This is a genomic window from Micromonospora sp. CA-269861 (assembly GCF_050948505.1).
Taxonomy (GTDB): domain Bacteria; phylum Actinomycetota; class Actinomycetes; order Mycobacteriales; family Micromonosporaceae; genus Micromonospora.
This window is the reverse complement of sequence record NZ_CP192014.1, coordinates 3,718,597-3,732,671: the sequence shown is the minus strand read 5'-3', so window position 1 is coordinate 3,732,671 and position 14,075 is coordinate 3,718,597. Positions and strand designations below refer to the sequence as shown.

The following is a 14,075-nucleotide window of genomic DNA, read 5'->3' as shown; positions in this document are numbered from 1 at the left end:
CATGACGGCCGCTCCCACGCTGCTGGCACACGGCGTCGGTGGCCGCCAGGACCTGCCGATCACGCTGCCGCAGGTGGTCGTCGCCGCCGCGCTGACCCTCGTCGTCACGTTCGTGGCGCTGGGCCTGCTCTGGCGCGAACCCCGGCTCGACCGGGACGCCACCGGCGGCCGCCCGGTGCCGACCTGGCTCGCCCGACTCGTCGACGCGCCCGCGTTCCGGTGGGCGCTGCGCGGGCTCGGCCTGCTCGCCGCCGCCTGGTTCTGCCTCGGTCTGCTGGGTGGGCCGGACACCGCGGACAACCCGACCGCCGGTGCGCTCTACGTGCTGCTCTGGGTCGGGCTGGCACCGCTGTCGCTGCTGCTCGGCCCGGTCTGGCGGGCGGTCAACCCGCTGCGTACGGTGCACCTGCTCGCGGCGCTGGCGGCGCGGCGCGACCCGAACCGTGGGCTCCGCGAGCTGCCCGACGGCGTCGGGTGGTGGCCGGCTGCCGTCACAGTGTTCGGGTTCGTCTGGCTGGAACTCGTCGCACCCGACCGGGCCACCCTGCCGGTCATCACCGCCTGGCTGGCCGCGTACGCGCTCGTCATGCTCGTCGGCGCGGCGTTGTTCGGCGCCGGCTGGTTCGACCACGCCGACCCGTTCGAGGCGTACAGCACCCTGATCGGTCAGCTCGCCCCGCTCGGCCGGGCCGCGGACGCCGTCCTGGTCTGGCGCAACCCGCTCGACGGGATCGCCGGCCTGCGACCCCGCCCCGGGCTGGTCGCCGTGGTGATCGTGCTGCTCGGCTCCACCATGTACGACAGCCTCTCCAACGCACCGGCCTGGTTGCGCTTCAGCCAGGAGAATGGCCTGCACCCGGCGGTCACCGGCAGCGCCGGTCTGAGCCTCGTCATCGCCGCCGTCGCGGTGGCGTACCTCGCCGCCACCGGCGCCGCGGCGCGCATCGGTCGCGCCGACGCGGCCGACGCCCGTGGGGTGCCGGGCGAGATCGCCCACTCCATCGTGCCGATCGCGGTGGGGTACGTGGTGGCGCACTACTACTCGCTGCTGATCCTGGAGGGCCAGCGCACCATCGCGTTGCTCTCCGACCCCCTGGGCACCGGTGCCAACTGGCTCGGCACCGTCGACTGGGAGCCGCACACCGGGCTGGTCACACCCTCCGGGGTGGCCACCCTGCAGATCACCGTCATCATCCTCGGGCACCTGCTCGGCACACTGCTCGCCCACGACCGCGCCCTGTACCTGTTCCCCCGGGCCCGGGCGGTGGCCGGCCAACTACCCCTGCTGGCACTGATGGTCGCCTACACCGTCGCCGGTCTGCTGCTGCTCTACGCGGGGTAGTCCCGCCCGGCTCCGACCCGTGCGTCATGATGGCGCGTGGACTCCGATCTTCAGCGGTACCTCGATGACCTGGTCACCACCGCCTGCGACGTGCTCGGAACCGACCTGGTCGGCGCGTACGCGGCCGGCTCGGTGGGGCTCGGGGCGTACCAGGCCGGCCGCAGCGACGTGGACGTGGCGCTGCTCAGCGCCGGGCCGCTCACCGAGGCCGCCAAGCAGACGTTGGTCGCCCGGTTGCGACACGAGGCCCTGCCCTGCCCGGCGCGCGGGCTGGAACTGGTCGTCTACGACCGGGCGGTGGCCGCCTCCGGCACCCCGCAGCCCGGCTTCGAGGTCGAACTGAACACCGGGGCCGGCATGCCGTTCCGCAGTACCCTCGACCCCGCCGACCGCCCGGCCGCCGACGGCCGATTCTGGTACGGCCTCGACCGCAGCATCCTGCACCAGAGTGGACTCGCGCTGCTCGGACCACCGGCCGGGGAGGCCTTCGCCGACCTCGCCCCGGCCGACCTGCGCCGGCTGCTCATCGAGGCGCTGTCGTGGTGGCTGGCCCTGCCCACACCGCCGGCCGACCAGCCCGCACCCGGCACCGAGGACGCCGTCCTCGGCGCCTGCCGGTCGCTGGTACGCCACCGCGACGGCGTCTGGCTCGCGAAGGTGGCCGCCGGTCAGCGGCTGATCGACGCCGGCGACCCGGCCGAGGTGATCCGTCAGGCGGTCGCCGCGCGGCACGGCGGGCCACCGCCCACCGGTGCGCAGGCCCGAGCCTTCCAACAACGGGTACGCGACGAGATCGCCGGATAGCCGTCGACTGGGTGGACCTGCGGCGCTCAGCGGACCGGGCGGGACTCCAGCGAGGCGAAGAGCAGGTTGAGGCCCTCGGTCATGGTCGGGTGGGTGATGACCGCGTCCCGCAGGGCGGTCCACGGCATCCCGGCGAGCATGGCCAGCTGCACCGAGGTGATCACCTCGCCGGCCTCGGCGCCGAGCAGCGCCGCACCGAGGATCCGGTCGGTGCTGGTGTCGATGACCGCCTTCCACATGCCCTGGGTCTGGCGCAGGGTGCGTGCCCGGGGAATGGCGGCGACCGGCAGGTGGGCGACCTGGACGTCGTACCCGGCGCGGCGCGCCTCGGTCTCGGTCAGCCCCACTCGCGCCAGCTCCGGGGTGGTGAAGACGGTGTACGGGATCAGCCGGTCGGCGGTGCTGCGCCGGCCTCCCGCGAGGTTCGCCCGGATGATCCGGTAGTCGTCCAGCGAGACGTGGGTGAACTGCGGGCTGCCCGCGACGTCCCCGGCCGCCCAGGTGCGCTCGGCGCTGGTCCGCAGGTGCTCGTCGACCGCCACGAAGCCCCGCTCGCTGAGGCGTACGCCTGCCACGTCCAGGGCGAGCCCGTCGGTGACCGGTTCCCGGCCGGCAGCCACCAGCACGTCGTCCCCGATCACCGAGCCGCCGTCGTCAAGCGTCACCCGGAGCGAGCCGTCGGCGTCGCGGTCGACCCGCGAAACCGCGACACCCACGCGTACGTCGATGCCATCGTCGAGGAAGACGCGCATCACCGCGTCGCTCACGTCGGGATCCTCCCGGGTGAGCAGCCGTGGGCCGCCCTCGACCAGCGTCACCGCGCTGCCGAACGACGCGAACATCTGCGCGAACTCCACCCCGACGGTGCCGCCGCCGAGCACCACCAGCCGGGCTGGCAGCCGATCCAGGCGCAGCAACTCGTCGCTGGTGAGCACCCCGGCCTCGGCCATCCCGGGCACCGACGGCAGATGGGGACGGGTGCCCGTGTTGATCACCACGTCGGTGCCGCGCAGCAGCCGCTCGCCGCCGTCGGCGAGTGCCACCCGTACGGTCCGTGGGCCGACGAACCGGGCCTCGCCGATCACCAGGTGCAGGCCGGAGTCGAGGAACTGCTGTCGGTTGGCGGCAACCATCCCCTCGACCACGTCCTGCTTGTGCGCGCGCAACAGGTCCACGTCGACCCGGGCACCTTCCACCGCCAGGCCGAGCGCCGACGCGTCCCGTAGCTGGCGGGCGGCCCGCGCACTGGTCACCAGCGCCTTCGTCGGGATGCACGCGACGTTGATGCAGCTGCCGCCGATCATGCCGCGCTCGACCATGGCGACCCGCTGCCCGGAGCGGGCGACGTCCATGCTCAACGTCTTCCCGGCCTTGCCGCCACCGACGACGAGCAGGTCAAACTCCTCGGGCTGGTCGGCCACCGGGCGCTCCTCTCGGTCACCGGCCAGGCCGGCGGCCACCGCTGGTGCGCGGCGGTCAGCCCAGCCTGCCAGCTCAAACGAGCCCGTCGACCCGCTTCGGCGCAGAATCCGCCCGGACCGCCCGCATTCCGCGATCTTGCACTTACTGTCCCGACCGAGAGGGCATTCCGCGCATCTCGGCGACCGAAACTGCAAGATCGGCGCGGGCGGGGGCGAACCTAGTGAGGGATCATTGATGGATGGCTGACAGTCCGCTGCAGTTCCGTGCTCGGGTCCGCCATGAGCCGGATCGCTCGTACGCAGTGCTGGTCGACGGACCTGAAGGGGAGGTGCTGGTCGGCACCACCCGCAGCATGAGAGAGGTGGGCAGGATGGCCCGCGAGGGTGCCGCTCGCCTGTTCGGGGTGACGACGGAACAGATCGCCGGGGATTACCTGGACGTGGTGATCCCTCAGCCGCCGTACGGGCGCGACGGGCAGTGGGTGCGGATCGTCTCGGCAGGCGAATCCGCCGATCCGGACGACTCCGTCGACCTCGGTGTAGCCGGCCAGGCGCACTGGTTCGACCACGAGGGCGCCTGGTTCGTCACGGTGGCCGGCTCCGGCACAGCCATCTACCCCAGCGAACACCTCGACTTCGCCCCCGTCCTCACCGACGACGAGGTCGCCGAGCTGCAGAGGTACCTCGCCCGGTCAGCCCAGCCTCCCTCTTGAGCGGCTGAGTCTTTGAACGACGACCGGGCGGTCGGTCCGGGCCCGTGCGGGTTCGCTGCGGGCCTGGATCCAACCGCTGCTGAGGTCAGTGCCGGGCGGCGCCGTTCTCGCTGACCGGCTGCCCGAAGGCCAGGAACGGTACGGGCGTCGGGGCGTCGGTGCCGATGTGCCGGGGGAAGGTCGGCTCGGCGTCGTCGGCGCTCACCTCCCGGGCTGCCGTACGGTCGGGCGCCGACTCGTCCGCCACCGCCGGCGCGCCACCGTGCTCGCCGTTGACCTGCTCGGCCGGGGCCCGGTCGGCAGGGCCACTGTCGACCGGGGTGCGGTCGACAGGTGCGGGGTCGAACGGGGCACGGTCGGGCGTGGCGCGATCGGCGTCCGCATCGTCCAGGTTGGGCCGCTCCGGGGAGGGGGAGTGCCGGTCGACGCCGACGCGGTCGACGGTGAGCCGCTCGACGACCGGCCGCTCGGGGGTGGGCCGGTCGGCGTTGGAGCGGGAACCCACCATCGGGTACTCGGCGGTCTCCGTACCGCCGGCTGCCGCGGCCATGACCGCGGCGGCGGCGAGGTCGGCCACCCGCTTCGCCTCCCGTTGTACGCGGGCGCGAACATCCTTGGCGTGCCGTTCGGCGGAGTCCCCGGCCCGGCGTGCCTCCTCCAGACGGGCGCTTTCGGCGGTCAGGTCCCGGCGGACCTCATTGAGCCGCTGTTGCATCCGGGACAGCTCGTTCTCCAGCGTCTCGCCCTCCTGGCGGATCTCGGCGAGCTGCTGGCGGCCCGTGTCCAGCTCGGCGTTCAGCTCAGTGGCCTCCTGCCGGCGCTCCTCAAGCTCCTGTTGCAGGGCGGCGATCTGCTGTTGCTGGCTGGCGGCCTGCTCGTCGGCGCGGTTGCGCAGCTCGGTCACGTGCTGCTGCGCCTCGGCCAGCAGTGCGGCGATCTGCTGCTCGGTCGCGCTGCGCTGCTCGGCCAGTTCCTGTTCAGCGGCGGCCTGCTGTTCGGCGATGTCCTGCTCGGCGGCGGTGCGCCGTTCGTTGACCTCGCGCTCCACGTTGGCCTGCCACTGGGCCATCTCCTGCTGGTTCTTGGAGCGGGCCGACTGGAGTTCCTGCTGGATCTGGGTACGGGCAGACTTCATCAGCGCGTCGGCGGCTACCCGGGTCTGGTTGAGCTGCTGCGCGCTCTGCTCGGTGATCCGCTTGGCCTCGTGCTGGGCGCGCTCGTGCGCGGCCTCACCGTCGGCCCGCAACTGCTCGGCGTGCTCGCGGATCGCTGTCAACTCGGCCTCGGCCAGCGTGCGCCGTTCCTCGTGCGCCTGCTCCTGCTCGGCACGCCGGGAGGCCAACTCCTCGGCCAGGTCCTGACGTGCCTGCGCGGCCCGCTCGCGGGTGTCGGCGAGGATCCGCTCGGACTCACTGCGCAGCTCGTTCGCGCGGTCGGTGGCCGATTCGGTGATCATCCCGGCCTGCTTTTCGGCGAGGGCCATGATTTCGCCGACCATCGGGCCCAGATCGTGGAACGAGGCGCGGTCCACCTGCACAGGTTGCTCCTGAAGCTCGGCCAGTTCGGCACGGAGTCGCTGCACCTCGGCGGTCAGCTCACGGACGCGGACAGCGGAGCGCCCGTGCTCCCCGCTCAGCATCGCGATCTGACCGTCGAGCTGCTCCAGGTGCCGGTCCACCTGGCGTTTGTCGTATCCGCGCAGGGTGAGCTCGAAGCTCGGCCGGGAGGCCGCATCGTCGCGTGCTGCGTGCGGCTCAGCGCCGATGGACATGCACCATCCTCCGTACGATCGGGGCGTCAGGGTCGGCGGTCGCCTGCCCCACGGGCCGTCAGTGTGGCGCAACGCTACCGCCGAGCGGACCTCATGCGAAGTCCTGCCCCACCACCTCTCACGTTGTCGCCCCGCGTTCCCCCGTTACCGCGCCGATAGTGGACTCGTGGTGCCGGAAAGGTGGTGCTCCACCACCTTTGTCGCACGGCACAACTCCATGATCGACGCAGGTCAACGTGGGGGACGCGGGGCGAAGTGGTCGGCGCGAGGTCAGCGGCGGCGGGCGACCAGGACCGCGTCGTGGAGGGTGATGTCCTCGCCGTCGGGGTTGGTGGCGGGGCGGGAGCGTTCCTCCGCCGCCAGCACCTCCCAGTGGGCCGGGTCCAGATCGGCGGCCACATCCTGCGCGGTGTACATCATGTCCGGCATGTGCATGCGGTGCGCCGACCCCCACAGATCCGACGGGTGGTGGCCGACGATCAGCAGGACACCGCCCGGTGCCACCGCCGCGGCCAGCCTGCCGAACAACTCCCGCCGCTGCTCCGGAGGCAGGTGCATGAACTGCGCGGACACCAGGTCGTACGCCTCCTCGGTGGGCGGCTTGTCCCGCAGGTCGGCGTGGGTGAACTCGATCCGGTCGCCCACGCCGGCGGTCTCGGCGTGCGCGGCGGCCCGGCCCAGCGCCGTGCTGGAGATGTCCACTGCCGTCACCTGCCAGCCGCGCTCGGCCAACCACACCGCGTCGGCGCCCTCGCCGCTGCCCACGTCCAGCGCGCGCCCCGGGGCCAGGTCGGTGACCTCGGCGACCAACTGCGGGTTCGGCCGGCCGCTCCACACCGAGGGGCGGGACTGGTAGCGCTCCTCCCACGCCGGCTCCTCGAACGTCGTGGCCACCAACTGCCGGTACGCGGCCACCGCGTCGCGGGTCTCCTCGGCGATGAGATCGGCGTTGATGGCCGCCGCGGCGTTCAGGCCGGCCCCGGCGGACGTGATCACCTGACCCCGGATGTCGGCCACGTTGCCCGCCACCCAGACACCCGCGACGGTGGTCGCGCCGGTGGCGTCGGTCGGGATCTGGGCACCGATGACGTGCTCACCCATCATCACCTCCTCCGGGGCCAGACCCAGCCCCACCAGCACATCGGCGCGAGGGGTCAGCCGCGTCGCCACCACTATCGCGTCGAGCGCGACCACCCGGCCGTCAGCGAGCCGTACGCCGCTCAGCGCGTCGTCGGTCACCTCCACCGCGGCGACCGGGCCGGGCACCACCGCGATGCTCCGGGCGGCGAGCCGCTCGGCGGTCTCCGCGTCCGGCGCCGGGGCGTCGTGCAGCAGGAGCAGCACGCTGGGGCTCCACTGTCGCCACATCTCGGCCTGGTGCACGCTCAGCGGGCTGGCCGCCAGGATGCCGATCCGACGGTCCCGCACCTCCCAGCCGTGGCAGTACGGGCAGTGCAGCACGTCGCGACCCCACCGCTCGGCCAGGCCGGGCACGTCGGGCAGCTCGTCGGTCAGCCCGGTGGTCACCAGCAGCCGACGGGCACGCACCGACCCCCCGCCGTCGAGGCTCAGCCGGAACCCGTCGTCGTCCCGGGTCGCGGCCTCCACCCGTCCGGTGCGGAACTGCCCGCCGTACCCGGCCACCTCGGCCCGCCCGACCGCGAGCAGCTCGCCCGGCGGCGTCCCCTCCCGGCCCAGGTAGTTGTGCACCCGGTCGGCCGGCGCGTTGCGCGGCTCACCGGAGTCGATCACCAGCACCGACCGGCGGGCCCGGCTCAGCGCCAGGGCTCCGCTGAGCCCTGCCGCGCCGCCTCCCACCACCACCACGTCGTATGTCTCGTCCACCGCTGTCTCCCTCTTACTCTGTCGCCTGCGCCCACCATCCGTCGCCGCCGGCAGAGCGGCAACTATCCTTGCCGTTATGGCAAACGAGGACAGTGCCGCGCTGGCGGCCGTCGGCCCCCGGCTACGTGCCCTGCGTCACCAACGCGGGACCACCCTTACCCAGCTCGCCGACCTGACCGGCATCTCGGTGAGCACGCTGTCCCGGCTGGAGTCCGGTAGCCGTCGGCCCACCCTGGAGCTGCTCCTCCCGCTGGCGAGGGCCTACCAGGTGGCGCTCGACGAACTGGTCGACGCCCCCGCCACCGGCGACCCCCGGGTACGCCCCAAACCGATAGTCATCCATGGCGTGACGCACCTGCCGCTGACTCGCCGACCGGGCGGTGTCCAGGCGTTCAAGCAGATCTTCCCGCCGGACCCGTCCGCTGGGGGCCGAACCCCGCAGGTCCACGAGGGGTACGAGTGGATTTACGTGCTCTCCGGCCGGCTACGCCTACTGCTCGGCGACCGTGATCTGACGCTGGCCCCGGGGGAGGTGGCCGAGTTCGACACCCGCGTCCCGCACCTCTTCTTCAACCCCGGCCCCGGCACCGCCGAAGCCCTCAGTCTCTTCGGGCCGCAGGGGGAGCGGCTGCACGTGCGCGCCCGCCCCGCCAAGCCCGAGTGACCTGGGCGTCGGGGTGGAAGGCGGCGCGCGGCGTGTGAGGGGTTCGAAGGCGGCAGGCAGGCCGGTAGCGTTGGGTGGCACGGCGGCCTGGGAGCCGACGAGGTATTCCGCGCTACGAGGAGGTCCGGGATGGATTCCTTGCCGGAGTTGACTTTTGGGCAGCGGTTGAAGGTCTACCGGGAGCGGTCGGGGAAGACCCGGGCGGTGCTCGGGGGGTTGGTGGGGCGCAGCGCCGAGTGGGTCAAGGCAGTGGAGACCGATCTCATCCTCCCGCCGCGCATTCACATGCTGGATCGCATCGCGCGTGCTCTCAAGGTCGAGGTGTCTGTCTTGGCCGGGGAGTTGGGGCCCCGGTCTGCTGTGGTCAACGGGCCGGAGCATCCGGCGCTGGCGTCCGTCCGGGATGCCGTGAACCGCTTCGCAATGTCCGACGAGGCTTCCCCGGAGGCGTTGACGAGCCTGAGGGAACGGCTTGCGATGGCATGGCGGGCACGCCATCAGGCGTCCGATCACCGCACCGTGCTGGGCGGGTTGTTGCCGGGGCTGCTGCGCGACGTGCAGCGCGCCGCGTTGGCGTACGAGGGTGACGAGCGTCGGCAGGCGCAGGCCCTGCTGGCGGAGACGTTCGGCCTGGCGCAGATGTTCCTCGCCTACCAACCTGCCGCAGAGTTGCTGTGGCGGGTCGCCGACCGGGCGATGGTCGCGGCGCAGGAGTCTGGCGACCCGGAAGCGGTGGCATGCGCGGGATGGTTCCTGTGCCAGGTGCATCGCGATGCCGGTGACTGGGACACCGCTATGGCGGTGACCCTGGACCTGTTGTCGGCGCTGGAGTCGCGTACGGCCGACGGGAACACGAACCTGTTGGCGCTCTGGGGTGCACTGAACTTCGAGGCTGCCTACACCGCCGCCCGTGCAGGCGAGGAAGGTCGAGCCTGGCGGTACTGGGACCGCGCGGACCGGGTGGCGCAGCGCCTGCCCCAGGGCTTCTATCAGCCGCAGACGTCGTTTTCGCAGGTCGTCATGGGCGCTCACGCGGTGACCGTGGCGGTGGAGTTGCAGAAGTCCGGTGAGGCGGTGCGGCAGGCACGCCGTCATGACTCCGCGGCGATCCCGTCGAGGCCGCGCCGGGCACGCCATCTCATCGAGGTCGCGCGGGCGCACTACGGCAAGGACGACAAGGAAACGGCCGTGCTGACCCTCCGGCAGGCGTACGAGTCGGCCCCGGAGACGATCCGCTTCAACGGTTACGCCCGCCAGATCACCCTGGACCTGCTCGACGGCCCGCGTTCCACTCGTGACGACGCCCGTGACCTCGCAATCAAGGTCGGGCTGCTCGCGTGATCCAGGGGTAGGAAACTTACCCATTACGCTCCGCGACCCACCGTAGCTTCTTGCTCACGGGGCGCGGCGGGCGGTGCGGGTGTCGCCTGGTCGCCGCGTCCCCCTCAGCTTTGAGGGCAGGAAGCCGTCCTCGTGCCCGAACGAGGGAGGGTCCGTGCGCCGCGTCTCGTATGACGAATACCTCTCGGCCACCGCGTTGACTCTCGCCCGCAGGCATCGGCCGGTGTGGTCGTGGCGGCTCTGGCGGTATACCTGCCGCTGCGGAGCTGACCTGCCATGCCGTGTCCGGCACCGGATTCCGATCAGTCGTGGCCACTGGCCGCAGGAAGGTGAGCAGTGAGTAGCGGGCAGCAGAGGGCGATCACCGCTCGTTTCCTGGCGGGGGTGCGGTGACCGTCCACGGCCCGGTCATGCCGATCTGGAGCTGCGGTGGCTGCGGCCTGCCCTGGCCGTGCCTGACCCGGAAGCGCGAGCTGCGCGCGGAGTACGCGGATGCTCCCGTGTCGCTGGCCCTCTACCTCGGGTCCTACCTCGTCCAGGCAATCGAGGACATGCCCTGGACACCGGCCGGCGTGCTACATTGCCGGTTCGTTGGATGGACCAGGGCGGTTGAACCGTCGCAGACCGAGGAGGTCACTGGCCGTCGTCCAAGCAGTCACCACGATCAACGCTCTTCACATGAAGGTGCCGGGCCAGTTCGTTGATCTCGCGTTGGAGCGGAACGCCTGCCGTGCCGTGGTGGTGGCGTGCCGCGAGGGCCGGACCGGTTCCCCTCCGGTCCGACCCTCGCGATCATGCCCGCGCTAGGCGCGGAGCCTGCGCTGCCGGACGACCAGCAGCAGTGCCGCACCGAGGAGCACCGCCAGCACGCCGGCACCCATCCACAGCCCGGCCGGGAACGACGTACCGGTCACCGGGAGCTTGCCCTTCACCGGGATGGTGATGGTGGACTCGGGTGCGACGGGCGCTGGGCCGTCCGGCGGGGTGCCGGTCGCCGTCGCGGTGTTGCGCAGCGACCCGTGGTGGTAGTCGGCCTTGCTGACCGTGTACGTCGCCGCGCAGGTCACGGCGGCGCCGGCCGCGAGGGTCACGGCACCGTTCGGGGTCCGTTCCGGACCGCAGGTGATCGGGCCGAGGTTGGCCGCCGAGGCCGGCGCGGTCAGCGCGTCGGTGATCGTCACGCTGGTCAGCGGCACCTGGCCGGTGTTGGTGACAACGAACTGGAACGGCACGTGCTGCCCCGGTCGGACGATCTTGTCGGTGCTGCTCGACTTCACCACTGTGATCGCCGCGCCCCGGGTGGCGGTGACCTCGGCCGAGGCCGGCGCGGAGCGTACCGGCGCGGGCGGGTCCTGGCCGGGGATGGTCGGTGGCGTACCGGCCGCGACGGCCGTGTTGGTGATCCGACCGGCCTCGATGTCCGCGGCGGTGACCGCGTAGGTGGACGTGCAGGTGGTGCTCGCCCCGGCGGCCAGGGTGACAGTGCCGTTGGCGACCGGCGGGGTGCCGCAGGTGATCGCCCCCGGTGTCCCGGTGCCGGAGAAGTCGGTCTCGTCGACTGTCACCGCGCTGAGCGAGGTGGTTCCGGTGTTGCTCACCACGAACCGGTAGGTGACCACGTCACCGGCCGCGGACACCACGGTGGGCGTCACCGACTTGGTGATGGCGATCGCCGGGTGCGGGATCGGGATGTCCACGGGCGACGGTGGTGAGACCGGCGGTGGCCCGAACGGCGGCGTACCGGTGGCTGTCGCGACGTTGCGCAGCGACGAGCCGGTGAAGTCCTCAGCGGTCACCGTGTACGTCGTCCGGCACTGGATGGATGCGCCCGGTGCGAGCGTCACCGCGCCGTTCGGAATGTCCTGCGGGCCGCAGGTGATCGGCCCGAGCACACCGCGCTCGGACGGCGGCAGCACTGTGTCGTTGACTGTCACGTTGGTCAAGGTGAAGCCGCCGCTGTTGACGACCAGGAAGGTGTAGGGCACCTGCTGGCCCGGCGCGGTGATCGCCACCGTGGTCGTCGACTTGATCACCTCGATGATGGCGACGAGGCCCGACTCCGGGATGGTCAGCGTCGAGGGCGGCGAGTTCACCGGCGTACCCCCGCGCGGCGGTGTGCCGTGTGCGGTGGCGACGTCGGTGACACCACTGTTGTCCAGGTCGGCCTGGGTGATCGTGTAGGTCGCGGTGCAGGTAGTGCTCGCGCCGGGTGCGAGGGTGGTGGCGGCGCAGGTGATCGGGCCGAGGTCGGCGTTCGACGACGGCGGTGTCTGCACGTCCGTCACGTTGACGTTCGTCAGCGTGAGCCCACCGGTGTTGATCACGTGGAACCGGTACGGGACCTGCTGTCCGACCATGTTGATCGCCACCGTCGTGGAGGTCTTCACGATCTGGATGGCGGCGACGATTCCGGCGTCCGGGATGGTGAGCGTCGCCGGTGGTGAGTCGATGGGTGTGTCGGTGCCGGGCGGTGTGCCGTGTGCGGTGGCGACGTCGGTGACCCCGTTGTTGTCGAGGTCGGCCTGGGTGACGGTGTAGGTGGCGGTGCAGGTGGTGTTCGCGCCGGGTGCGAGGGTGGTGGCGGCGCAGGTGATCGGGCCGAGGTCGGCGTTGGACGACGGCGGTGTCTGCACGTCTGTCACGTTCACCGAGGACAGCGTCACGGTGCCGGTGTTGGCCACCAGGAACCGGTAGGGCACCTGCTGCCCGACTGTGTTGATCGAGACGGTGGTGGACGACTTCAGCAGCGAGATCGACTGAATCAGGTCGGCCGCCGGAATGGTGAGCGTCGAGGGCGCCGAGTCGATCGGGTTGTCACTGCCGGCCGGTGTGCCGTGTGCGGTGGCGACGTCGGTGACCTCGTCGTTGTCGAGGTCGGCCTGGGTGGCGGTGTAGGTGGCGGTGCAGGTGGTGTTCGCGCCGGGTGCGAGGGTGGTGGCGGCGCAGGTGATCGGGCCGAGGTTGGCGTTCGACGACGGCGGTGTCTGCACGTCGGTGACGTTCACGTCGTTGAGCGTCACGCCGCCGGTGTTGGCGACCAGGAACCGGTAGGGCACCTGCTGTCCGACCGAGGTGATCGACGTGGTGGTCGACGACTTCACCAGGGAGATGCCGGGGATGACCACGTCGCTCGGGATCGTCAACGTCGCCGGCGGCGACTGCACGGGCGGCCGGCCGCCGGGTGGCGTGCCCTGCGCGGTCGCGCTGTCCCGGACCGAGCCGAAGTCCAGGTCGGCCTGGGTGACGGTGTAGGTGGCGGTGCACAGGGTCTGTGCGCCGGGGGCGAGGGTGGTGGCGGCGCAGGTGATCGGGCCGAGGTTGACGTTCGACGACGGTGGCGTCTGTACGTCTGTCACGTTCACGGCGGTGAGGGTGAACCCGCCGGTGTTGACGACGTGGAACTGGTACGGCACCTGCTGCCCGACGGTGGTGATCGACGTGGTGGTGGAGGTCTTCAGGATCGCGATGGAGGCGACCAGGCCGGTCTCCGGAATGGTCAGCGTCGCGGGCGTCGAGTCGACAGGTGTGCCGCTGGGCGGGGTGCCGTGCGCGGTGGCGACGTTGGTGACGCCGTCGTTGTCCAGGTCGGCCTGGGTGACGGTGTAGGTGGCGGTGCACAGGGTCTGCGCGCCGGGGGCGAGGGTGGTGGCGGCGCAGGTGATCGGGCCGAGGTTGGCGTTCGACGACGGTGGCGTCTGCACGTCTGTCACGTTCACGCCGGTGAGGGTGAAGCCGCCGGTGTTCAGCACGTGGAACTGGTACGGCACCTGCTGCCCGACAGTGGTGATCGACGTGGTGGTCGAGGTCTTCAGGATCGCGATCGACGCGATCAGGCCGGCCTCGGGGATGGTCAGCGTCGAGGGCGGGGAGGTGACCGGCGTACCGCCGCCGGGCGGGGTGCCCTGTGCGGTGGCGACGTTGGTGACGCCGTTGTTGTCGAGGTCGGCCTGGGTGACGGTGTAGGTGGCGGTGCAGGTGGTGTTCGCGCCGGGCGCGAGGGTGGTGACGGGGCAGGTGATCGGGCCGAGGTTGGCGTTCGACGACGGCGGGGTCTGCACGTCGGTGACGGCCACGTTGCTCAGGGTCAGACCGCCGGTGTTGGCCACCAGGAACCGGTAGGGCACCTGCTGTCCGACCGTGTTGATCGAGACGGTGGTGGACGACTTCACCACAG

At 71.7% G+C, this 14,075-nt stretch carries 9 protein-coding genes and 2 pseudogenes; 6 read left to right on the top strand and 5 right to left on the bottom strand.

Translation table 11 applies throughout. The features are described from left to right. The first annotated feature begins 1 nt into the window (after window position 1). Window positions 2-1,342 carry a hypothetical protein gene (locus ACQP0U_RS17305; protein ID WP_433308249.1) on the top strand — a complete coding sequence of 447 codons (1,341 nt, stop codon included), beginning with the start codon at window positions 2-4 and terminating at the stop codon, window positions 1,340-1,342. 36 nt (window positions 1,343-1,378) lie between these two features. Then, window positions 1,379-2,146, top strand: a complete 768-nt coding sequence (locus tag ACQP0U_RS17300) for a nucleotidyltransferase domain-containing protein (protein WP_433308247.1) — start codon at window positions 1,379-1,381, stop codon at window positions 2,144-2,146. 26 nt (window positions 2,147-2,172) lie between these two features. Here the strand turns inward: ACQP0U_RS17300 and ACQP0U_RS17295 are convergent, their stop codons facing one another. Continuing rightward, on the bottom strand, window positions 2,173-3,567 hold the full coding sequence (locus ACQP0U_RS17295; RefSeq protein ID WP_433308246.1) for a dihydrolipoyl dehydrogenase family protein: 1,395 nt from the start codon (window positions 3,565-3,567) through the stop codon (window positions 2,173-2,175). Window positions 3,568-3,806: 239 nt separating this feature from the next. Between ACQP0U_RS17295 and ACQP0U_RS17290 the strand changes: the two genes are divergently transcribed. After that, on the top strand, window positions 3,807-4,280 hold the full coding sequence (locus ACQP0U_RS17290) for a hypothetical protein (protein ID WP_433308244.1): 474 nt from the start codon (window positions 3,807-3,809) through the stop codon (window positions 4,278-4,280). Between the two features lie 85 nt (window positions 4,281-4,365). On the opposite strand, the gene ACQP0U_RS17285 is transcribed toward ACQP0U_RS17290, so the two are convergent. The 3 genes and pseudogenes from ACQP0U_RS17285 to ACQP0U_RS17275 all read right to left on the bottom strand — a co-directional run. After that, on the bottom strand, window positions 4,366-6,051 hold the full coding sequence (locus tag ACQP0U_RS17285; RefSeq protein ID WP_433308242.1) for a hypothetical protein: 1,686 nt from the start codon (window positions 6,049-6,051) through the stop codon (window positions 4,366-4,368). Window positions 6,052-6,321: 270 nt separating this feature from the next. Further along, a pseudogene (locus tag ACQP0U_RS17280) lies at window positions 6,322-6,864 on the bottom strand (SAM-dependent methyltransferase); the annotation flags it as partial. 87 nt (window positions 6,865-6,951) lie between these two features. Continuing rightward, window positions 6,952-7,896: pseudogene (locus ACQP0U_RS17275) on the bottom strand (NAD(P)/FAD-dependent oxidoreductase); the annotation flags it as partial. Window positions 7,897-7,972: 76 nt separating this feature from the next. Here ACQP0U_RS17275 and ACQP0U_RS17270 point away from each other — a divergent pair. The 3 genes from ACQP0U_RS17270 (at window position 7,973) to ACQP0U_RS17260 (ending at window position 10,605) form a co-directional block, all read left to right on the top strand. Beyond that, window positions 7,973-8,560, top strand: coding sequence for a helix-turn-helix domain-containing protein (locus ACQP0U_RS17270; protein ID WP_433308240.1), 588 nt, complete (start codon window positions 7,973-7,975; stop codon window positions 8,558-8,560). A gap of 129 nt (window positions 8,561-8,689) precedes the next feature. Continuing rightward, complete coding sequence (locus ACQP0U_RS17265) at window positions 8,690-9,901, top strand: helix-turn-helix domain-containing protein (protein ID WP_433308238.1); 1,212 nt, start codon at window positions 8,690-8,692, stop codon at window positions 9,899-9,901. Between the two features lie 389 nt (window positions 9,902-10,290). Beyond that, the gene (locus ACQP0U_RS17260) at window positions 10,291-10,605 is read left to right on the top strand and encodes a hypothetical protein (RefSeq protein WP_433308236.1); all 315 of its coding nucleotides are present in this window, start codon (window positions 10,291-10,293) and stop codon (window positions 10,603-10,605) included. Window positions 10,606-10,704: 99 nt separating this feature from the next. Here the strand turns inward: ACQP0U_RS17260 and ACQP0U_RS17255 are convergent, their stop codons facing one another. Then, a complete protein-coding gene (locus ACQP0U_RS17255) occupies window positions 10,705-14,025 on the bottom strand; it encodes a DUF7507 domain-containing protein (RefSeq protein WP_433320921.1) in 3,321 nt (1,106 codons plus the stop codon). Between the last annotated feature and the right edge of the window lie 50 nt (window positions 14,026-14,075).

Bases quoted from the DNA above. Each gene is read 5' to 3' on its own strand.
- ACQP0U_RS17305 (WP_433308249.1), top strand. From the start codon at position 2: ATGACGGCCGCTCCCACGCTGCTGGCACACGGCGTCGGTGGCCGCCAG.
- ACQP0U_RS17290 (WP_433308244.1), top strand. From the start codon at position 3,807: ATGGCTGACAGTCCGCTGCAGTTCCGTGCTCGGGTCCGCCATGAGCCG.
- ACQP0U_RS17285 (WP_433308242.1), bottom strand. From the start codon at position 6,051: ATGTCCATCGGCGCTGAGCCGCACGCAGCACGCGACGATGCGGCCTCC.
- ACQP0U_RS17270 (WP_433308240.1), top strand. From the start codon at position 7,973: ATGGCAAACGAGGACAGTGCCGCGCTGGCGGCCGTCGGCCCCCGGCTA.
- ACQP0U_RS17265 (WP_433308238.1), top strand. From the start codon at position 8,690: ATGGATTCCTTGCCGGAGTTGACTTTTGGGCAGCGGTTGAAGGTCTAC.